This is a genomic window from Microbacterium sp. (genome assembly GCF_048259935.1).
In the GTDB taxonomy this organism is placed as follows: Bacteria; Actinomycetota; Actinomycetes; order Actinomycetales; family Microbacteriaceae; genus Microbacterium.
The window spans coordinates 16,607-33,012 of sequence record NZ_JBLXHF010000007.1 but is presented as its reverse complement, the minus strand read 5'-3'; the positions used below and the strand labels follow the sequence as shown (position 1 = coordinate 33,012).

General features: G+C 67.2%; 17 protein-coding genes. 13 read left to right on the top strand and 4 right to left on the bottom strand.

The window, feature by feature from the left end; all coding sequences use genetic code 11:
* Positions 1-7: 7 nt before the first annotated feature.
* The 5 genes from ACN0RC_RS12435 to pknB are packed head-to-tail and all read left to right on the top strand — an operon-like array spanning position 8 to position 7,679.
* Positions 8-1,357 (top strand): PP2C family protein-serine/threonine phosphatase, encoded by a 1,350-nt coding sequence (locus tag ACN0RC_RS12435; protein WP_417512178.1) that lies wholly within the window; start codon positions 8-10, stop codon positions 1,355-1,357.
* Positions 1,354-2,739 carry an FtsW/RodA/SpoVE family cell cycle protein gene (locus ACN0RC_RS12430; protein ID WP_417512176.1) on the top strand — a complete coding sequence of 462 codons (1,386 nt, stop codon included), beginning with the start codon at positions 1,354-1,356 and terminating at the stop codon, positions 2,737-2,739. Before ACN0RC_RS12435 ends, ACN0RC_RS12430 begins: the two co-directional genes overlap by 4 nt.
* Positions 2,739-4,193, top strand: a complete 1,455-nt coding sequence (locus ACN0RC_RS12425; protein ID WP_417512174.1) for a peptidoglycan D,D-transpeptidase FtsI family protein — start codon at positions 2,739-2,741, stop codon at positions 4,191-4,193. Before ACN0RC_RS12430 ends, ACN0RC_RS12425 begins: the two co-directional genes overlap by 1 nt.
* Positions 4,190-5,935, top strand: a complete 1,746-nt coding sequence (locus ACN0RC_RS12420) for a serine/threonine-protein kinase (RefSeq protein ID WP_417512173.1) — start codon at positions 4,190-4,192, stop codon at positions 5,933-5,935. Before ACN0RC_RS12425 ends, ACN0RC_RS12420 begins: the two co-directional genes overlap by 4 nt.
* Positions 5,936-5,984: 49 nt before the next feature.
* Positions 5,985-7,679: a Stk1 family PASTA domain-containing Ser/Thr kinase gene (pknB, locus tag ACN0RC_RS12415; RefSeq protein WP_417512172.1), complete on the top strand. Its 1,695-nt coding sequence runs from the start codon at positions 5,985-5,987 to the stop codon at positions 7,677-7,679.
* 15 nt (positions 7,680-7,694) lie between these two features.
* Here the strand turns inward: pknB and ACN0RC_RS12410 are convergent, their stop codons facing one another.
* A complete protein-coding gene (locus ACN0RC_RS12410) occupies positions 7,695-8,882 on the bottom strand; it encodes an MFS transporter (protein WP_417512170.1) in 1,188 nt (395 codons plus the stop codon).
* A 65-nt stretch (positions 8,883-8,947) separates the two neighbouring features.
* On the opposite strand from ACN0RC_RS12410, the gene ACN0RC_RS12405 reads away from it, so the two are divergent.
* From ACN0RC_RS12405 to moaA, 5 genes are read left to right on the top strand one after another with little or no spacing between them, the layout of a single operon-like run.
* The gene (locus ACN0RC_RS12405; RefSeq protein ID WP_417512168.1) at positions 8,948-9,355 is read left to right on the top strand and encodes a TOBE domain-containing protein; all 408 of its coding nucleotides are present in this window, start codon (positions 8,948-8,950) and stop codon (positions 9,353-9,355) included.
* Entirely contained in the window at positions 9,352-10,119 is a 768-nt protein-coding gene (gene modA / locus ACN0RC_RS12400) for a molybdate ABC transporter substrate-binding protein (RefSeq protein ID WP_417512166.1), read from the top strand. Before ACN0RC_RS12405 ends, modA begins: the two co-directional genes overlap by 4 nt.
* Positions 10,116-10,943, top strand: a complete 828-nt coding sequence (locus tag ACN0RC_RS12395) for an ABC transporter permease (protein WP_417512164.1) — start codon at positions 10,116-10,118, stop codon at positions 10,941-10,943. The genes modA and ACN0RC_RS12395 overlap by 4 nt, the downstream gene beginning before the upstream one ends.
* Complete coding sequence (locus ACN0RC_RS12390) at positions 10,940-12,019, top strand: ABC transporter ATP-binding protein (protein WP_417512162.1); 1,080 nt, start codon at positions 10,940-10,942, stop codon at positions 12,017-12,019. The genes ACN0RC_RS12395 and ACN0RC_RS12390 overlap by 4 nt, the downstream gene beginning before the upstream one ends.
* 37 nt (positions 12,020-12,056) lie before the next feature.
* On the top strand, positions 12,057-13,151 hold the full coding sequence (moaA, locus tag ACN0RC_RS12385; protein ID WP_417512160.1) for a GTP 3',8-cyclase MoaA: 1,095 nt from the start codon (positions 12,057-12,059) through the stop codon (positions 13,149-13,151).
* 4 nt (positions 13,152-13,155) lie between these two features.
* Here moaA and ACN0RC_RS12380 read toward each other — a convergent pair whose 3' ends face one another.
* Positions 13,156-14,295 (bottom strand): ThiF family adenylyltransferase, encoded by a 1,140-nt coding sequence (locus tag ACN0RC_RS12380; RefSeq protein WP_417512156.1) that lies wholly within the window; start codon positions 14,293-14,295, stop codon positions 13,156-13,158.
* A gap of 64 nt (positions 14,296-14,359) precedes the next feature.
* Here ACN0RC_RS12380 and ACN0RC_RS12375 point away from each other — a divergent pair, with 64 nt between their 5' ends.
* From ACN0RC_RS12375 to ACN0RC_RS12365, 3 genes are read left to right on the top strand one after another with little or no spacing between them, the layout of a single operon-like run.
* Entirely contained in the window at positions 14,360-14,608 is a 249-nt protein-coding gene (locus ACN0RC_RS12375) for a MoaD/ThiS family protein (RefSeq protein ID WP_417512154.1), read from the top strand.
* Between the two features lie 42 nt (positions 14,609-14,650).
* Entirely contained in the window at positions 14,651-15,121 is a 471-nt protein-coding gene (moaC, locus tag ACN0RC_RS12370) for a cyclic pyranopterin monophosphate synthase MoaC (RefSeq protein WP_417512152.1), read from the top strand.
* Positions 15,118-15,588 carry a MogA/MoaB family molybdenum cofactor biosynthesis protein gene (locus ACN0RC_RS12365; protein WP_417512150.1) on the top strand — a complete coding sequence of 157 codons (471 nt, stop codon included), beginning with the start codon at positions 15,118-15,120 and terminating at the stop codon, positions 15,586-15,588. Before moaC ends, ACN0RC_RS12365 begins: the two co-directional genes overlap by 4 nt.
* Positions 15,589-15,611: 23 nt before the next feature.
* On the opposite strand, the gene ACN0RC_RS12360 is transcribed toward ACN0RC_RS12365, so the two are convergent.
* Both ACN0RC_RS12360 and ACN0RC_RS12355 read right to left on the bottom strand, forming a co-directional pair.
* Entirely contained in the window at positions 15,612-16,247 is a 636-nt protein-coding gene (locus ACN0RC_RS12360; RefSeq protein WP_417512148.1) for an anthranilate synthase component II, read from the bottom strand.
* Complete coding sequence (locus ACN0RC_RS12355; protein WP_417512146.1) at positions 16,244-16,399, bottom strand: hypothetical protein; 156 nt, start codon at positions 16,397-16,399, stop codon at positions 16,244-16,246. Before ACN0RC_RS12355 ends, ACN0RC_RS12360 begins: the two co-directional genes overlap by 4 nt.
* Positions 16,400-16,406: the final 7 nt, after the last annotated feature.

Here is a 16,406-nt window from a genome sequence, read left to right as displayed (position 1 = left end):
AGCCGGCATGGTCTTCGAAGGATCTGCATCCGCGATCTCCCACACCGGGAAGGTCCGGTCCAACAACCAGGACTCCGGTTACGCCGGTGCGAACCTCTTCGTGGTCGCCGACGGCATGGGCGGTCACGCCGGTGGAGACGTGGCATCCAGCATCGCCATCCACCAGCTCGAGCAGCTCGATCAGGCATTCGCGTCGACCGATGACGCGCAGGCCGAGCTCCAGGCCGCAGTCACCACCGCGGCGGGCGACCTCATCCGCGCGGCGAAGGAACGGCCAGAGCTTGCGGGCCTGGGCACCACGGTCAGCGCGATCGTCATGGTCGACGACCACGCCGTCATCGGCCACATCGGCGATTCGCGCATCTACCTCTACCGCGACGACGAGCTGACGCAGATCACCGCCGACCACACCTTCGTGCAGCGCCTCGTCGACTCCGGGCGCATCACTCCAGAAGAAGCCAGGTACCACCCCCGCCGCTCGGTGCTCATGCGCGTACTCAGCGACATGGACCACGACCCTGAGCTCGACCTCTTCGTCATGCCGACCCTCCCCGGCGACCGCTGGCTGCTCTGCTCGGACGGACTCTCCGGCGTCGTCGACGAAGCACACATCCTCAAAGCGATGCGTCTGGACCTCACCCCAGGACGCACGGCAGACAACCTGCTCAAGCAGGCGCTCGACGGCGGCGCACCAGACAACGTCACCATCGTGATCGTCGAGACCGGTGGTCACCACCCGCTCTCCTCCGGCACGCCGACCATCGTCGGTGCAGCCTCGACCCCCTCGGGCGTTCTCATCCCGCCGGCGCGCGCGGGCCGCACCAGCTGGCTGCATCCGGTCCGTCAGGCCGCGAACGATCCTTCGCACTTCGAACCGGCCGCCGACTACCTCGAAGAGCTCATCGAAGAAGACCGTCGGCGCGCGAAGCGTCGACGAGCCGGATGGATCGCTGCCCTCGTCATCGTCGTGCTCGCTCTCGCGGGCGGCGGGCTCCTTGCCTACAACTGGACGCAGACCCGTTACTTCGTGGGCGCCGATGAGGACAGCGTCGTGATCTTCCAGGGCGTGCAGCAGAACATCGGACCGATCTCGCTCTCGACCGAGATCGAAGACACCGGCATCCTGCTCGCGAACCTCCCGCCGTACCAGCGCGCCTCTGTCGAGCGCACGATCAACGCCCGCTCGCTTTCTGACGCGCAGGCGATCGTCGACCGTCTGCGCGCGGGTGAAGAGGCGGTCACCGGCGAGATCTCGTCGACCCCGATTCCTACGCCGCCGCCTCCGGCCCCGACTCCCGTGCCGACGTCGACGCCGCAGGGCGCCGCGCACGAAACGGACGTCGAGGTGATCGGATGACCACCGACGTCGCCGCCGATACCGCTGTCATCAAAGCACTGAAGCGGATGCGACTGCCGCAGACCCAGCGCAACCGTGAGTTCTGGCTCCTGCTGTTCGCCTGCGCCATCAGCGGTGCAGCCCTCGCGCTGGTGCAGCTGGGCGCGCTCGGCTTCATCGACCCGTTCATCCTCTTCATCGGCGGCGGCCTCGCGGTGCTCGCCTTCGCATTGCACATCGTGCTGCGGTTCGTCGCATCCGATGCCGATCCGTTCGTCGTGCCCATCGCGACGCTCCTGACCGGCCTCGGCATCGCGATGATCTACCGCATCGACATCGCCAAGCACTACACGGGCTGGACGGCGTATTCCACGAAGCAGCTCGCCTGGACGGCGATCTCGCTCGCTGGCGCCATCGTCGTCGTCATCGTGCTGCGCAACTACCGAATCCTGTTCCGGTACACCTACCTTTTCGGTCTGGCCGGCATCCTGCTGCTGCTGCTGCCGTTCGTCCCAGGGCTTGGGGCCACCGGCGCCAACGCCGACGTCTGGGTCTCGATCGGCGGGATGTTCGCGTTCCAGCCCGGCGAGATCGCCAAGATCTGTCTGGCGATCTTCTTCGCGGGCTATCTCGTGCGCACCCGGGAGAGTCTGACGTCCGTCGGCAAGCGGTTCCTCGGGATCACCTGGCCGCGCATGCGCGAGCTCGGTCCCGTCATCGTCGTATGGCTGATCTCGCTCGGAATCATCGTGAGCCAGCGCGACCTCGGCACCGGCGTGCTGATCTTCGGCCTGTTCATCGCCATGCTCTACGTCGCCACCGGCAAGACGAGCTGGGTGCTGATCGGTCTCGCGATGGTCGCGGCCGGTGTGCTCGTCGCCACGCAGATCCTCGCATATGTGCAGGGGCGCTTCCGCAACTGGTTGGATGCCTTCAACCCGGAGATCGTCGACGCGCAGGGCGGCAGCTTCCAGCTTGTGCAGGGAATCTTCGGGCTCGCTCACGGCGGCCTCATCGGCACGGGCCTCGGACAGGGCCGCCCGCAGATCACGCCGCTCGCGCAGAGCGACTACATCATCCCGAGCCTCGGCGAAGAACTCGGACTCATCGGGCTGTTCGCGATCCTCTGCCTGTACATGGTCTTCGTCAGCCGCGGTCTTCGTATCGGGGTCGCAGGGCAAGACGACTTCGGCAAGCTCCTGGCAACCGGTCTGTCGTTCACGATCGCTCTGCAGGTGTTCATCATGGTCGGCGGCGTGACCCGCGTCATCCCGCTCACGGGTCTCACGACGCCGTTCCTGGCCGCCGGCGGATCATCACTGGTCGCCAACTGGCTGATCGTCGCTCTGCTGCTTCGGATCTCTGACGGCGTGCGCCGCCAGCCTCGGGTGGTGATCGGCTGATGACGAAAGAGATGCGCCGCCTCAGCATCGTGATGCTGTTCATGTTCCTGTCGCTGTTCGTGGCGACCAGCTGGATCCAGGTCGTGCAGGCCGATAGCCTCGCGCAGTCCGAACGCAACACGCGGTCCCTGCTGGACAGCTACGAGATCCAGCGCGGGTCGATCATCGTCGATGGGATGCCGATCGCGACCTCGGTGCCGACGGACGACGAGTTCCAGTACCAGCGCGTGTACACCGATTCACCGATGTGGTCCGATGTGACCGGCTACTTCAACCCCGCGCTGCAGTCGTCGACCGGGATCGAGCGCGCGTTGAACGCCGAGCTCTCAGGCACCGGCGCTGCGGCATTCTTCTCCGAGATCGAACGCATCGTCTCGGGTCAGGCGCAGACCGGCTTGAGCGTGGGACTGACCCTGGATGCCGCGGCTCAGCGCACCGCGTATGAGGCGTTCGGCGACTTGGAGGGCGCCGCCGTCGCGATCGAGCCGGCCACTGGCCGAGTCCTGGCGATGGTCTCCACTCCCGGCTACGACGCGAACCAGATCGCCGTCCACAGTGCGAGCGAGGCCGATGCGGCGTACAACGCCCTCGACGAGCTCAAGCCGAACCCGCTCATCAACGCCGCGACGAGCCAGACCAGCCCTCCAGGGTCCACGTTCAAGGTCCTCGTCGCTGCCGCCGCGTACGCCACCGGAGAGTGGACGCCAGAGTCGACCCTCCCCAATCCCGCCCGGTACACCCTCCCCGGCTCCAGCGCAGAGGTGTCGAATGCCTGGGGCGGCACGTGCGGAGATGGGCCGACGGTGACCATCGCCGAAGCGGTCAAGCTCAGCTGCAACATCCCGATGGCAGAGCTGGCGGTCGAACTCGGCAGCCAGGAGATCTTCAAGATGGCTGAGAAGTTCGGCTTCAATCAGGAGCTCGAGACGCCGCTGAAGACGACAGCTTCCAGCTACCCGCGCGTGCTCGACGATGCGCAGACTGCGCTGACCGGTTTCGGTCAGGGCAAGGTCACTGCCACCGCCCTTCAGGTCGCGATGATCTCTGCTGGGCTCGCCAACGACGGAGTGGTGATGAAGCCCCATCTGGTGGATGCCGTGATCGGCAACGACCTCTCGACGGTGCGCGAGTACCCGAACGAGGAGTTCGGCCGTGCGACCGAGGCGGACGTCGCGGATGCCGTGACGAAATCCATGGTGGCAAGCGTCAGGGATGGCGCGGCACAAGGTGCAAGAATAGACGGAATCGACGTTGCCGGTAAGACGGGAACGGCCGAGAACGACGGCGATGAACCGTACACGTTATGGTTCACCGGCTTTGCGCCTGCGGATGATCCGCAGGTCGCAGTGGCGGTCGTCGTCCAGAACGGCGGCGGTATGGGACAGTCGGGATCCGGTGACACGCTCGCCGCCCCGATCGCGAAGAAGATCATTGAGGCGGTGCTTAACAGATGAGGCCGACGCAGGGTGTGTCGTTCGGTGGTCGATACGAGCTCCAGTCGCGTATTGCGATCGGTGGCATGGGTGAGGTCTGGGAAGCGACCGACCATGTCATCGGGCGGACCGTCGCCATCAAGATCCTCAAGGACGAGTACATGGGGGATCCTGGTTTCCTCGAGCGCTTCCGCGCCGAAGCCAGACATGCCGCTCTCGTCAACCACGAGGGCATCGCGAGTGTGTTCGACTACGGCGAGGAGAACGGCAGTGCCTTCCTCGTCATGGAACTCGTCCCGGGCGAAGCCCTCTCCACGGTCATCGAGCGCGATGGCTCGCTGAGCGCCGACAAGACCCTCGACATCGTCGCTCAGACGGCATCGGCGCTGCAGGCGGCGCATGCCGCAGGCCTCGTGCACCGTGACATCAAACCGGGAAACCTGCTGATCACCCCGGATGGCCGCGTCAAGATCACCGACTTCGGCATCGCCCGCATCGCCGACCAGGTGCCGCTGACGGCTACTGGCCAGGTCATGGGAACGGTGCAGTACCTCTCCCCCGAGCAGGCATCGGGTCACCCGGCATCCCCCGCGACCGACACGTACTCGCTGGGAATCGTCGCGTACGAGTGCCTCGCAGGCAAGCGTCCCTTCACGGGCGAGTCGCAGGTCGCGATCGCGATGGCGCAGATCAATGAGCAGCCTCCGCCGCTGCCGCCGACCGTGCCGATCCCAGTGCAGAACCTCGTCATGGCGATGATCGCGAAGAAGCCAGCCGACCGGCCCTCTTCGTCGGCGACCGTCGCGCGTGCCGCGCAGGCGCTTCGCCGTGGCGACCTGAACTCCGCCGCGATCGCGGTTCCCGCCATCGCAACGGGCGGAGTCGCCGGCGATGACGCCACCCGTCTTCTCACAACCGGAGACGACGGCGCCACGCGCATCCTGCCGACGACCGCTCAGGTTCCTACCGATGAGGTCGCCGAAGAGAACGGCAAGAAGAAGCGCAGCGCGTGGACCTGGCCGTTGATCGCGCTGATTGTGCTGCTGGTGCTCGTGCTGGGCGGAACGCTCTTCGCGCTTCTGAACCCTGGCACCCCTGACGCCGATCCGACGTCCACTTCCGCGCCGGCCACGAGCGCGAAACCGTCGGCGAAGCCGACGACGAACACTCCCACGCCCGAGCCGACGCGAGTGAGCGTCGACGGACTGGGCCTGGTCGGCCTCAGCTGCGACGATGCCATGGCGACGGCGACTGCTGCCGGTCTCGTCCCCGTGTGCCAGACAGGTTCCACGGCAGCGCCGTCGGACGACAAGGTCGGAACCGTCGAGTCGGTGAACCCGCGCGGTGACCTCGAGCAGGGCGCATCCATCACCCTCACGCTCTTCGCGGACCGGGTGCAGATCGGTGCACCGCAGAACGCTCCGACCATTTCGGGCGACCCCATCACGGGCACCACGGTGACGCTGAACTGGACGAACTTCACCTGCCCCAGCGGCACGGGAAATCTCAGCGGCTACAAGGTGAGCATCACGAACGCGACCTTCACCGATGGCAGCACCGCGCGCACCTTCGACCCCGGCACTCGCAACGCGGACATCACACTCGGCGGTGCAGGACTGCAGGCCACAGCCACGTACACGGCGCTCTGCTCCGGTGGCGGAGCCGACCAGCGCGAGTCGGGTGTCTCCCCGCAGATGTCGGTCACCATCACCCCGGGACAGCCCACTCCCGATAGTGGCGATAACGAAGAAGACGCGGGCTGACCTTACCTTTACGTAGTCCACACCATTGCCATTTCAGGGGGAAAGCACTGTGTCTGAAGAGCCGCGCATCATCGCTGAGCGATACCGCGTCGGTGAACTCATCGGCCATGGCGGAATGGCGAAGGTCTATCGCGGCTACGACATGACGCTCGGGCGCGACGTCGCCATCAAGATCCTCGACCCGGATCTCGCTCGCGACACTGCGTTCCGCACGCGTTTTCGGATGGAAGCGCAGGCCGCTTCACGCATGTCGCATCCGTCGATCGTGCGCGTCTTCGATGCGGGCGACCCGTCGACCTCCGGTAGCGCGGGGGTTGCCAGTGAGCCGTACATCATCATGGAGCTCGTCAGCGGTCGGCTTCTGAAAGACATCATCGCCAAGGGCCCCGTCCCCGCCGACGATGCGATCAGGTACGTCGACGGCATCCTCGAGGCGCTCGACTACTCGCACCGCGCAGGCGTCGTCCATCGCGACATCAAGCCAGGCAACGTCATGGTCACCGACAGCGGCCAGGTCAAGGTCATGGACTTCGGCATCGCACGCGCGGTGTCGGATTCGTCGTCGACGGTGGCCGAGACGACGCAGATCCTCGGAACAGCCGCGTACTTCTCCCCTGAGCAGGCCAAGGGCGAGCCGGTGGATGCCAGGACCGATGTGTACTCCACAGGCGTGGTGCTCTACGAACTTCTCACCGGCCGTCAGCCGTTCCGCGGCGAGTCCCCCGTCGCTGTCGCGTACCAGCACGTGAGCGAAGCGCCTCTGCCGCCGACCGAGGTCAATGAGGATGCCCCGCGAGCACTCGACCCGATCGTGCTGCGCGCGATGGCGAAGGATCCTTACCAGCGGTACCCGGATGCCGCGAGTTTCCGTCTCGCGCTCGACTCAGCCATGTCGGGCAAGGCGCCGACGAAGAAGGAACTCGGCGCTCTCACCAGCGAGCTCTACGGCCCGAGCCCGCGCCAGGCGCAGGAGACGGCTCGCTCGCTGCGACAGCTCAGCACCGATACGACGATGACGCGCACGCAGTCCGGTCCGCCGGTGGCGTGGATCTGGGCGGGTGTCGCGCTGTTGGCGGTGCTGCTCGTCTCGGTGCTGCTGTGGGTGCTGATGATGCCGCGCGCCGAACAGGCACCTGCAGACGCCAGGCTCGTGCCCGACCTCGTCGATGTGTCGTACGAGCGCGCGCAGGACGAACTGCTCGATCTGGATCTGCAGTCGGCGATCGTCTACGAGTCCAGTGCCGACGTCGCGCAGAACAATGTGATCCGCACCGACCCGATAGCGGGACAGTCTGTGAAGATCGGCCAGCGGGTGACGCTGTACGTATCCACCGGTGCCGAGACGGTCGAGGTGCCCTCGCTCGTCGGGCTCTCCCAGGCCGCAGCCAAGCAAGCGCTGACCGATGTCGGTCTCGAACTCGGCAGCGTGACTCCGCGGAATGATCCGGCCAGTCAGGCCGACACCGTCCTCGAGGTGACGAATGTGAAGGAGGGGGCGAAGGTGACCCCCAAGACCGTCGTGAACCTCGTCGTCGCCAGCGGGCGCGTCACCCTTCCGGATGTGACGGGGTGGACAGTGGATGCCGCCGTCGCGAAGCTCGAAGAGCTCGGGCTGAACGCGCTCAAGACGGAGTCGGCAGACTGCCCCGCCACGAACCCGGCGACGGTGTCGTCGATGTCCGCGGCGCCGGGTGACGTCAACGTGCACTCCGACGTCGAGCTGCGGTACTGCACCGGCGAGTAGCCTCGATCGCGCTGGTCATCCGCCCGGCTCTGCGGCGGGGTGAGCCCGGCCGAGCACCCCGACGAACGCGAGCGGCAACGTCACCAGAGACAATGCCGCGGCGCACAGCAGGGCGGGCGGAAACGAGAATGCCGAGGCGAGCGCGCCGACGACGACCGCGCCGATTCCCGTTCCGGTGTCGAAGCCGATGTTCCACACGGCGCTCGCGACGACGTGATCCCGCCGCGGTACCGCCTCGAACGCTACCCCGAGTGTGAGGTTCTGCAGCGCACCGTAGGAGATGCCGACCAGCGCCATGCCAGCGAGGAGCGCGCTGGTGCGTCCCTCCGCGGTCACCGACCACGCGATCATGGCCATCCCGCCGCTCGCGATCAGGACGAACGGCCATTGGATGCGACGTGCCCCGAACCGATCGGCGAAGGTGCCGATCCCCCACCGGGCGAGCGCGGCGAGTCCGGTGAGCAGCAGAAGACCCACCATCGCCGTCACCGCGGAGACGCCGAGCTGCGGCACGAAGGTGATGAGCGCACCACCGGCGAGTGTCACACCGAGCAGCAGGAACATCGGCGGCAGCAGACCGATGTACCGTCGCAGTCCGCGATGTGCGCCGGGCTCAGGTTCAGGATGCGGCGGCAGAGCGTCGAGGCGCCGCCCGAGCTTCACGGCGAAGAAGATGCCTACGAGCGGGATCGTCGCGAGCGCGAAGACCGCCCCCGCCCCCAGATGCTCGGCGAGCCACGGAGCAGCCGGCAGAAGAAGCACCTGGGGTGCGGCGATGCCGAGGCCGAAGGCGCCGATCGCGCGACCGCGGTGGGCCGGGTCGATGAGTTCGGCGACCGCGCTGCTGCCGCACACCGTGAGCACCGCGAAGCCCGCGCCCCGGACCGCGGCGAGTGCGAGGATCGGCAGCAGCGCGTCGGAGAGCAGGTGAGCGAGAGAAGGCGCCCCGAGCAGGAAGAGTCCGACGACGAGCACGGGCGTCCACCGGAACCGCCGGATCGCCGCGGGCACGAACAGCTGCACGAGCACGGTGAACAGCATGAAGACGCCGGTGACCGCGCCCACGCCTGCCTCGTCAGCTCCCCCGCGAGCCGCCCACAACGGAGCGATCGGCATGAGCAGTGCGTACCCGGAGAACCCCGCAGTCACCATGCCGATGAGCGCCGGCATGCCCGGTTCCCGCCACACCGATATCTGACGCATCCGTCCATCCTTTCATCTGGCCGCCAGACCCTCAGATCCGCAGATGCGGAGATATGCTCTCATTCATGACGCATTTCCGGATCAGCGAGGCCGCAGAACTCATCGGTGTGAGCGATGACACCGTGCGGCGCTGGGTGCAGACCGGCGTCCTTTCGCTGAACCACGACTCGGCCGGTGTGCAGGTCGTTGACGGCGCGGAGCTCGCCGTGCACACCAAGACCATGTCGATCGATCCCGCTGATGTCGGCCAGGTCCGCAGCAGCGCCCGCAACCGCTTCGTCGGCCTCGTCACCAAAGTCACGATCGACGGGCTGATGGCGCAGGTCGAGTTGCAGAGCGGACCCCACCGCATCGTGTCGCTGATGTCGGCAGAGGCCGCGCGCGACCTGCGCTTGGAAGTCGGTTCCAAGGGCGTCGCTGTTGTGAAGGCGACCATGGTGATCCTCGAGACCGAGAAGGAAGCCTCGGCGTGAGGGTGCGCGCCGTTGCCGCACTCGTCGTGGGGCTGTCGCTCACGCTGACCGGATGCTCCGCGGGAGCAGAGCCCCCGTCCGATTCTTCGGGCGGCGAGCTGACGGTGTTTGCGGCAGCATCCCTCTCTGGCGCTTTCGACCAGCTGGCTAGCGGCTTCGAAGCCGCGCACCCTGGCGCCGATGTGCGCCCGATCACGTACGACGGTTCCTCTGTGCTCGCCACCCAGCTCCTGGAGGGCGCCTCGGCTGATGTGTTCGCCTCGGCAGATGAGCGCACCATGACCAAGGTCACCGACACCGCTCTCGCCGGCGACGCCGCGCCATTCGCCACGAACACCCTCGAGATCGCGGTGGCCCCGGGCAACCCGCTCGCTGTGACGGGTCTCGACTCCCTCGCGGACAGCGAATTGATCATCGTGCTCTGCACGGCTGACGTTCCTTGCGGCGCGGCATCGCAGAACCTGATGGAGGCGGCAGGAATCACGATCACCCCCTCCAGCGAGGAGCAGAACGTCACCGCGGTGCTCTCGAAGGTGAAGTCGGGAGAGGCGGATGCCGGGCTCGTGTACCGCACCGACATCCAGGCGGCCGGCAAGGAAGCGACCGGCGTCGAGATCGCGAGCGCCGACGACTTCGTGAACGTATATCCGATCGTCTCGCTGGCGGATGCTCCGAACCCCGCCCTCGCGGCCGCCTTCGTCGACTACGTGCTCTCCCCCACAGGTCAAAAGGTGCTCGCGTCCTTCGGGTTCGGTGCCCCTTGAGTCAGCCGCGCCTTCTCCGAGCTGCGCGTTCGACGTCGAGCGGGCTCCCGCTCTGGCTTCTCGTCCCCGCAGCCATCGGCGCTGTACTGCTTCTGCTGCCGTTCATCGCGCTGATCGCTCGGCTCGATTGGTCAGAGATGGCCACCGCGATCGTCTCCCCCGAGGCTCAGCAGGCGCTCGGCCTGTCGCTGCTGACAGCATCCATCGCCACGATCATCTGCGTGGTGCTCGGCATCCCGCTGGCGATGCTCATTGCTCGCAGCTCCGCAGGCCCTGCTGCGGTTCTGCGCACTCTGACCACGCTCCCCCTCGTCCTGCCGCCGCTGGTGGGCGGTATCGCGCTGCTCTCGCTGCTCGGCCGCAACGGCCTGCTCGGCGGCGCGCTCGACGTCGTCGGCATCCGGGTCCCCTTCACAACGACCGCTGTCGTGATCGCCCAGGCGTTCGTCGCGCTGCCGTTCCTGGTGATCTCCGTCGAAGGAGCACTGCGCACAATCGACACCGGCCATGAGCGCGTCGCCGCAAGCCTCGGCGCGAACCGGATGACGGTGTTCCGCCGAGTGACCCTGCCGCTGGCTGCCCCCGGCATCCTCGCGGGAACCGTGCTGTGCTTCGCCCGAGCGCTCGGCGAGTTCGGCGCCACGGCGCTGTTCGCCGGCAACTCCCCCGGTGTCACGCGCACCATGCCGCTCGCGATCTACACGGCCTTCAACGGTGCGGGCGTGCGCGAAGACACCGCCATCGCACTGTCGCTCATGCTGATCCTCGTCGCGATCGCCGTACTGGTGCTCATGCGCGGCTGGCGCCCGGGAGCGCTCCGATGAGCGCCCTCACCGCCGACGTCCGTGCGCGGGTCGGTGGGTTCGCGCTCGATGCGGCCATCCGCGCAGAGCCTGGCGAGATCCTCGCGATCCTCGGAGCGAACGGCGCCGGCAAGTCGACGCTGCTGGGTGCGATCGCCGGCCACGTCCGTGACGTCACCGGCACGATCAGCCTGGGCGACATCGCGCTCCACGCCGCGGATGGGCGACGTGTGCCGCCCGAGCACCGCCGGGTTGGCCTTCTCGGTCAGCGATCGATGCTGTTCCCGCACCTCTCCGTGCTCGAGAACGTCGCCTTCGGTCCGCGGGCTCAGGGCAGGAAGCGATCGGATGCTCGCGCGGAAGCCGGCCGTCTGCTCGAAGAGGTCGGCCTCGCCGGCTTCGAGAGCAGACGCCCATCGCAGCTCTCGGGTGGACAGCAGCAGCGTGCGGCCATCGCCCGTGCACTCGCCGCAAACCCCGGGGCTCTGCTGCTCGACGAACCGTTCTCGGGACTCGATGCGCAGACGGCCGCCCACGCACGTCGACTGATCGCCGAGCTGCGCGATCGCCGCGGGATCCCGATGGTTCTCGTCACTCATGACGTGCTCGACGCCGTCGTGCTCGCCGGGCGCACCACGGTCTTGCAGGGTGGTGCGGTCGTGCAGCACGGCACGACTCGCGAGGTGCTGGGTCACCCTGGCTCTGCGTTCGTCGCCGCCCTCGCCGGCGTGAATCTCGTGTTCGGACGCGCAGATGCCCAGGGCCGGCTGGTGCTCTCGGCTGCCGAAGGACCTGCGCTGGTGCTCCCCGCTGCCGAGGGCGCCCGTGAAGGCGACGAGCTCTCGGCCGCTTTCGCTCCGAGCGCGGTGCGGGTGCGCGACTCGGACGCTCCGCGCACTGACCCGGCGATCGGGTGGACCGGATCCGTGCAGACTCTCGAGCCGATTCCCGGGGGCATCCGGATCACGACGACCGAGCACCCGGAGTTCGCCGTCGACTGCTCTTCGTCTGCGGCCGTCGAGATCGACCTGCGCCCTGGTGCTCGTCTGTCGTTCGCCCTGTTACCCACGGACGTCTCAGTGCGCCCCGTGCGCTGAGTGGTGCTAGCGTTCCACTCAGAGGGAGGTTTCTGCGATGTCGACTGCTGCAGGTCACGGCGAGCACACCTCCCGTGCGGGCGCGCGTCAGTTGGTCTCCTCGGGCGTTCGCGACCGCCTCGACCGTCCGATGCGCGACCTGCGGATCTCGGTCACGGACCGGTGCAACTTCCGCTGCGTCTACTGCATGCCGAAAACGGTATTCGGTCGTGATTATGCATTCCTCGACCGGAATGAACTCCTCAGTTTCGAGGAGATCGAGCGGATCTGCCGGGTCTCGGCGGCTCACGGTGTCCGAAAGATCCGCCTCACCGGAGGCGAACCGCTCCTTCGAAAGGGCATCGAAGAGCTCATCGAGCGGCTCGCCGCCCTCCGCACGCCAGAGGGCGAGCCGCTGGAGATCGCGCTGACCACGAACGGCTCTGCTCTGGCTACCAAGGCCACAGCCTTGAAGGCTGCGGGACTCACCCGCGTCACGGTCTCGATCGACTCACTCGATGACGAGCTGTTCCAGAGCATTAACGACGTTCGGTTCCCGGTCGCACGCGTTCTCGCGGGCATCGACGCCGCGCATGAAGCCGGGCTCGGTCCGATCAAGCTCAACATGGTCGTCAAGCGCGGGGTGAATGATGGTGAGATCGTCGAAATGGCCTCGCACTTCAAGGACTCCCCCTTCACGCTGCGCTTCATCGAGTACATGGATGTCGGCACGACCAACGGCTGGTCTCTCGACGAGGTGGTTCCCTCCGCCGAGGTCATCGCTCGCATAAGCGCCGTCCATCCGCTCGAGCAGATCGCCCCGGTCGTCACCGGTGAGGTCGCCAAGCGCTGGCGCTACCGCGATGGCGGTGGTGAGATCGGCGTGATCTCCTCGGTCACGAACGCCTTCTGCGGCACGTGCAATCGCGCCCGCATCTCGACAGAGGGCAAGCTCTTCACCTGTCTGTTCGCCAGCGAGGGTCACGACCTACGGGCTCTGCTGCGCGGCGGGGCCGATGATGACGAGCTCGCCGCAGCGATGGCATCCATCTGGGGGGCGCGCGATGATCGCTACTCCGAGATCCGATCCGAACTCACACCGGGGCTTCGCCAGGCGCGCAACCGCATCGAGATGAGCTACATCGGCGGGTGAGCGCTCAGACGTGCACGATCGCTCCGCTGAGGACCTCTCCCCCGATCTCGACGAACGAGCGGATGCCGCCGGCGAGATAGCGCGCCTCGATCCCCCGTTCACGGAGTTCGTGGACAGCCCGCCGCGCGCGCGGATCACGTTCGCAGTACACGACCACCTCGCCCGTGGCATCCGGCATGCGGCCGTCCTCGATCTCGCCGAGCGGTAGGTGGATGCTGCCGGGAATCCGGCGGCCCTCCACTTCGACGAGCTCGCGCACATCGATGAGCGCGAGGTTCTCCCCCGCCCGCAACCGCGCAAGCAGCTCCGCGGCCGAGACAGCGGTGTCATCAGCATCCGAGGTCAGCCCGCAGAACAGGTCGTAGTCGATCAGCTCCGTGACGGGCTGCGCGTCGGCGGGACGCGCGTAGCGAATCTCTCGCGTGCTCGCACTCAGGGCGTCGTAGACGAGGACGCGTCCGATCAGCGGTTCGCCGATCCCGGTGATGAGCTTGATCGCCTCGGTCGCGAGGAAGGATCCGACGGCCGGGCACAGGCTCGGCAGCACGCCGCCGAGCTCGCAGGAGAGCGCGTCCTCGGGCGGTGGCGGCGACGGGAACAGGTCGCGGTACGTGGGGCCGTGCGCTTCCCACGAGATCCCCACCTGCCCCTGAAACCGCAGGATTGACCCCCAGATCAGGGGTTTTTCTGCCATGGATGCCGCGTCGCTCACGAGGTAACGGGTGGGGAAGTTGTCGCTGCCGTCGATCACCAGGTCATAGTTCGAGAGGATCTCGGGCAGATTCGCAGCGCTGAGGCGAAGATCGTGAGTCACCACGCGGCAATCCGGGTCGATCGCCCGCACAGTGTCTGCCAACGACGACGTCTTGCGCGTGCCGATGTCGACGACGCCGTGGCTGAGCTGACGGTGCAGGTTGGAGAGCTCGACGATGTCGTCATCCGCGACCCCGATCGTGCCGATCCCGGCAGCAGCGAGAACAGGCACGACGGCGCTGCCGAGTCCTCCCGCCCCGACGACGAGAATTCGCGATGCCCGCAGACGCCGTTGCGCCTGCTCACCGAAGCCGGGCAGCATCAGCTGTCGGCTGTAGCGTTCCAGGCGTTCGGGCTCGAGCACCGGACCCGGATCAACGAGCGGGATCATGCGTTCAGCGTACCCACCACGGTGTCCCGTCGGGGCGGGTCGGGCCAGGGAATAGGATCGAGACATGTCGGACGTCTCAGTGCGCTATTTCGCGGCAGCAGCCGAAGCGGCAGGGCGCGAGCAAGAATCGCTCGCGTTCGAGTCCGCCCCGACGGTGGGTGATGTGCACGATCGCCTGCTCGCGTCCTATGGGCAGCCGATGGCGCGCGTGCTGCGATCGGGGTCGTTCCTCGTCGACGGTGTGGTAACCCGCGATCACGCACAGCCCGCAGGCCTCGCAATCGATGTGCTGCCTCAGTTCGCCGGGGGATAGGCATGCACCCCGAGAGCGCCGACGTGAAGATCTGGAGGATCGATGACTGACCTGACCCACCTGCGCGCCGACGGCTCGGCGCACATGGTCGATGTCACCGACAAGGCGGTCACCCGACGCGAAGCGCGCGCGCAGGCCGTGCTCGTCACGACCGCCGAGGTGGTCTCGCGCATTGCTGACGGGTCGCTGCCGAAGGGCGAGGCACTCGGCACCGCGCGGCTGGCGGGGATCATGGGCGCGAAGCAGACGTCCACCCTGATTCCGCTGTGCCATCCGCTCCCGCTGACCAAGCTCTCCGTCGACCTCGAACCGGCCGGCGACCGCGTCACGATCACTGCCACCGCGGTCACCAATGGCGTGACGGGCGTCGAGATGGAGGCGCTGACCGCCGCCAACATCGCCGCCCTCACGCTCTACGACATGATCAAGGCGGTCGACAATCGCGCTGTGATCACTGACGTGAAGGTGCTCGCGAAGTCCGGTGGCAAGAGCGGCGACTGGTCGATCGAATGAGCCGCAGCGCCTGCGTGATCGTCGTCTCGACGCGGGCGGCGAACGGGCACTACGCCGATCGCACGGGTCCCGTGATCCGCGAGTGGCTTCTCGAGCGCGGATTCGAGGCACCCGAGCCGATCATCGTCGCGGATGCTGACGTCGCCAGCACGCTTCCGCAGGTACTGGCCGAACATCCCGACGTGCTGCTGACCACCGGGGGCACGGGGGTGTCGCCGGATGATCGCACGCCCGAGGCCACTCTCTCGGTGTTGGATGCCGAACTTCCCGGCCTCTCGGAAGAGCTGCGGCGTCTGGGCGCCGAGAAGACGCCGACGGCGTTGCTGTCGCGTGGACGCGCGGGGATCGCAGGGCGCACGGTGGTGATGAATCTGCCCGGGTCGACCGGGGGAGTGCGCGACGGCCTCGAGGTGCTCGGCGGCGTGCTCGATCACCTGCTCGATCAGCTCGCCGGCGGCGATCATTGACGGGGACTACCGGAACTACCGAACTACCGGCTGAGCGGATGCAGCGCGGCCGCCGCGTCGACAGCGTGAGTGTCGCCGATCGACGCCAGCCAGTTCGCAAGCAGGCGGTATCCGTGCTCGGTGAGGACGCTCTCGGGGTGGAACTGCACCCCGACGATCGGAAGGTCGCGGTGCGCGATCGCCATGACGGTGCCGGATGCTGTGCGCGCCGTGACGGCGATCTCTGCGGGCAGTTCGGCTTCGGCGAGGGCGAGCGAGTGGTACCGGCCGACGTCGACGGGCGAGGGGATGGCCTCAAACAGCAGCGATCCGTCGTGCTCCACGGTGGAGACCATTCCGTGCATGAGCTCCGGCGCCTCTGACACTTCCGTCCCGAACGCCGCACCGATGGCCTGATGTCCGAGGCAGACGCCGAGCAGCGGCATCCGCATCTCGGCGCACAGCGCCACGATGTCTACGCAGGCTCCGGCGTCTCGTGGTCGGCCGGGGCCGGGCGAGAGCAGCACGCCCTCGTAGCGGGGGAGCAGGTCTGAGAAGCCGGCCGTGTCTGCGGCATCCGATTCGATCATGTCGACGAGCGCGCCGAGTTCGCGAAGATACCCGGCGAGCGTGTGCACGAAGCTGTCGTGGTTGTCGACCACGAGCACCCGCACGCTCATTCCAGGTCGACCTCGTTCGGCGTGATGATCGGGCTCACCCACGGGAAGACGTAGAAGAACAGCCCGTACAGGATCGCGGCGACCGCCACGAGCAGGATCAGCACGCGCAGCCACCACGGGCCGGGAAGGATGCGCCACAGCGCTGCGTACATGTCAGTG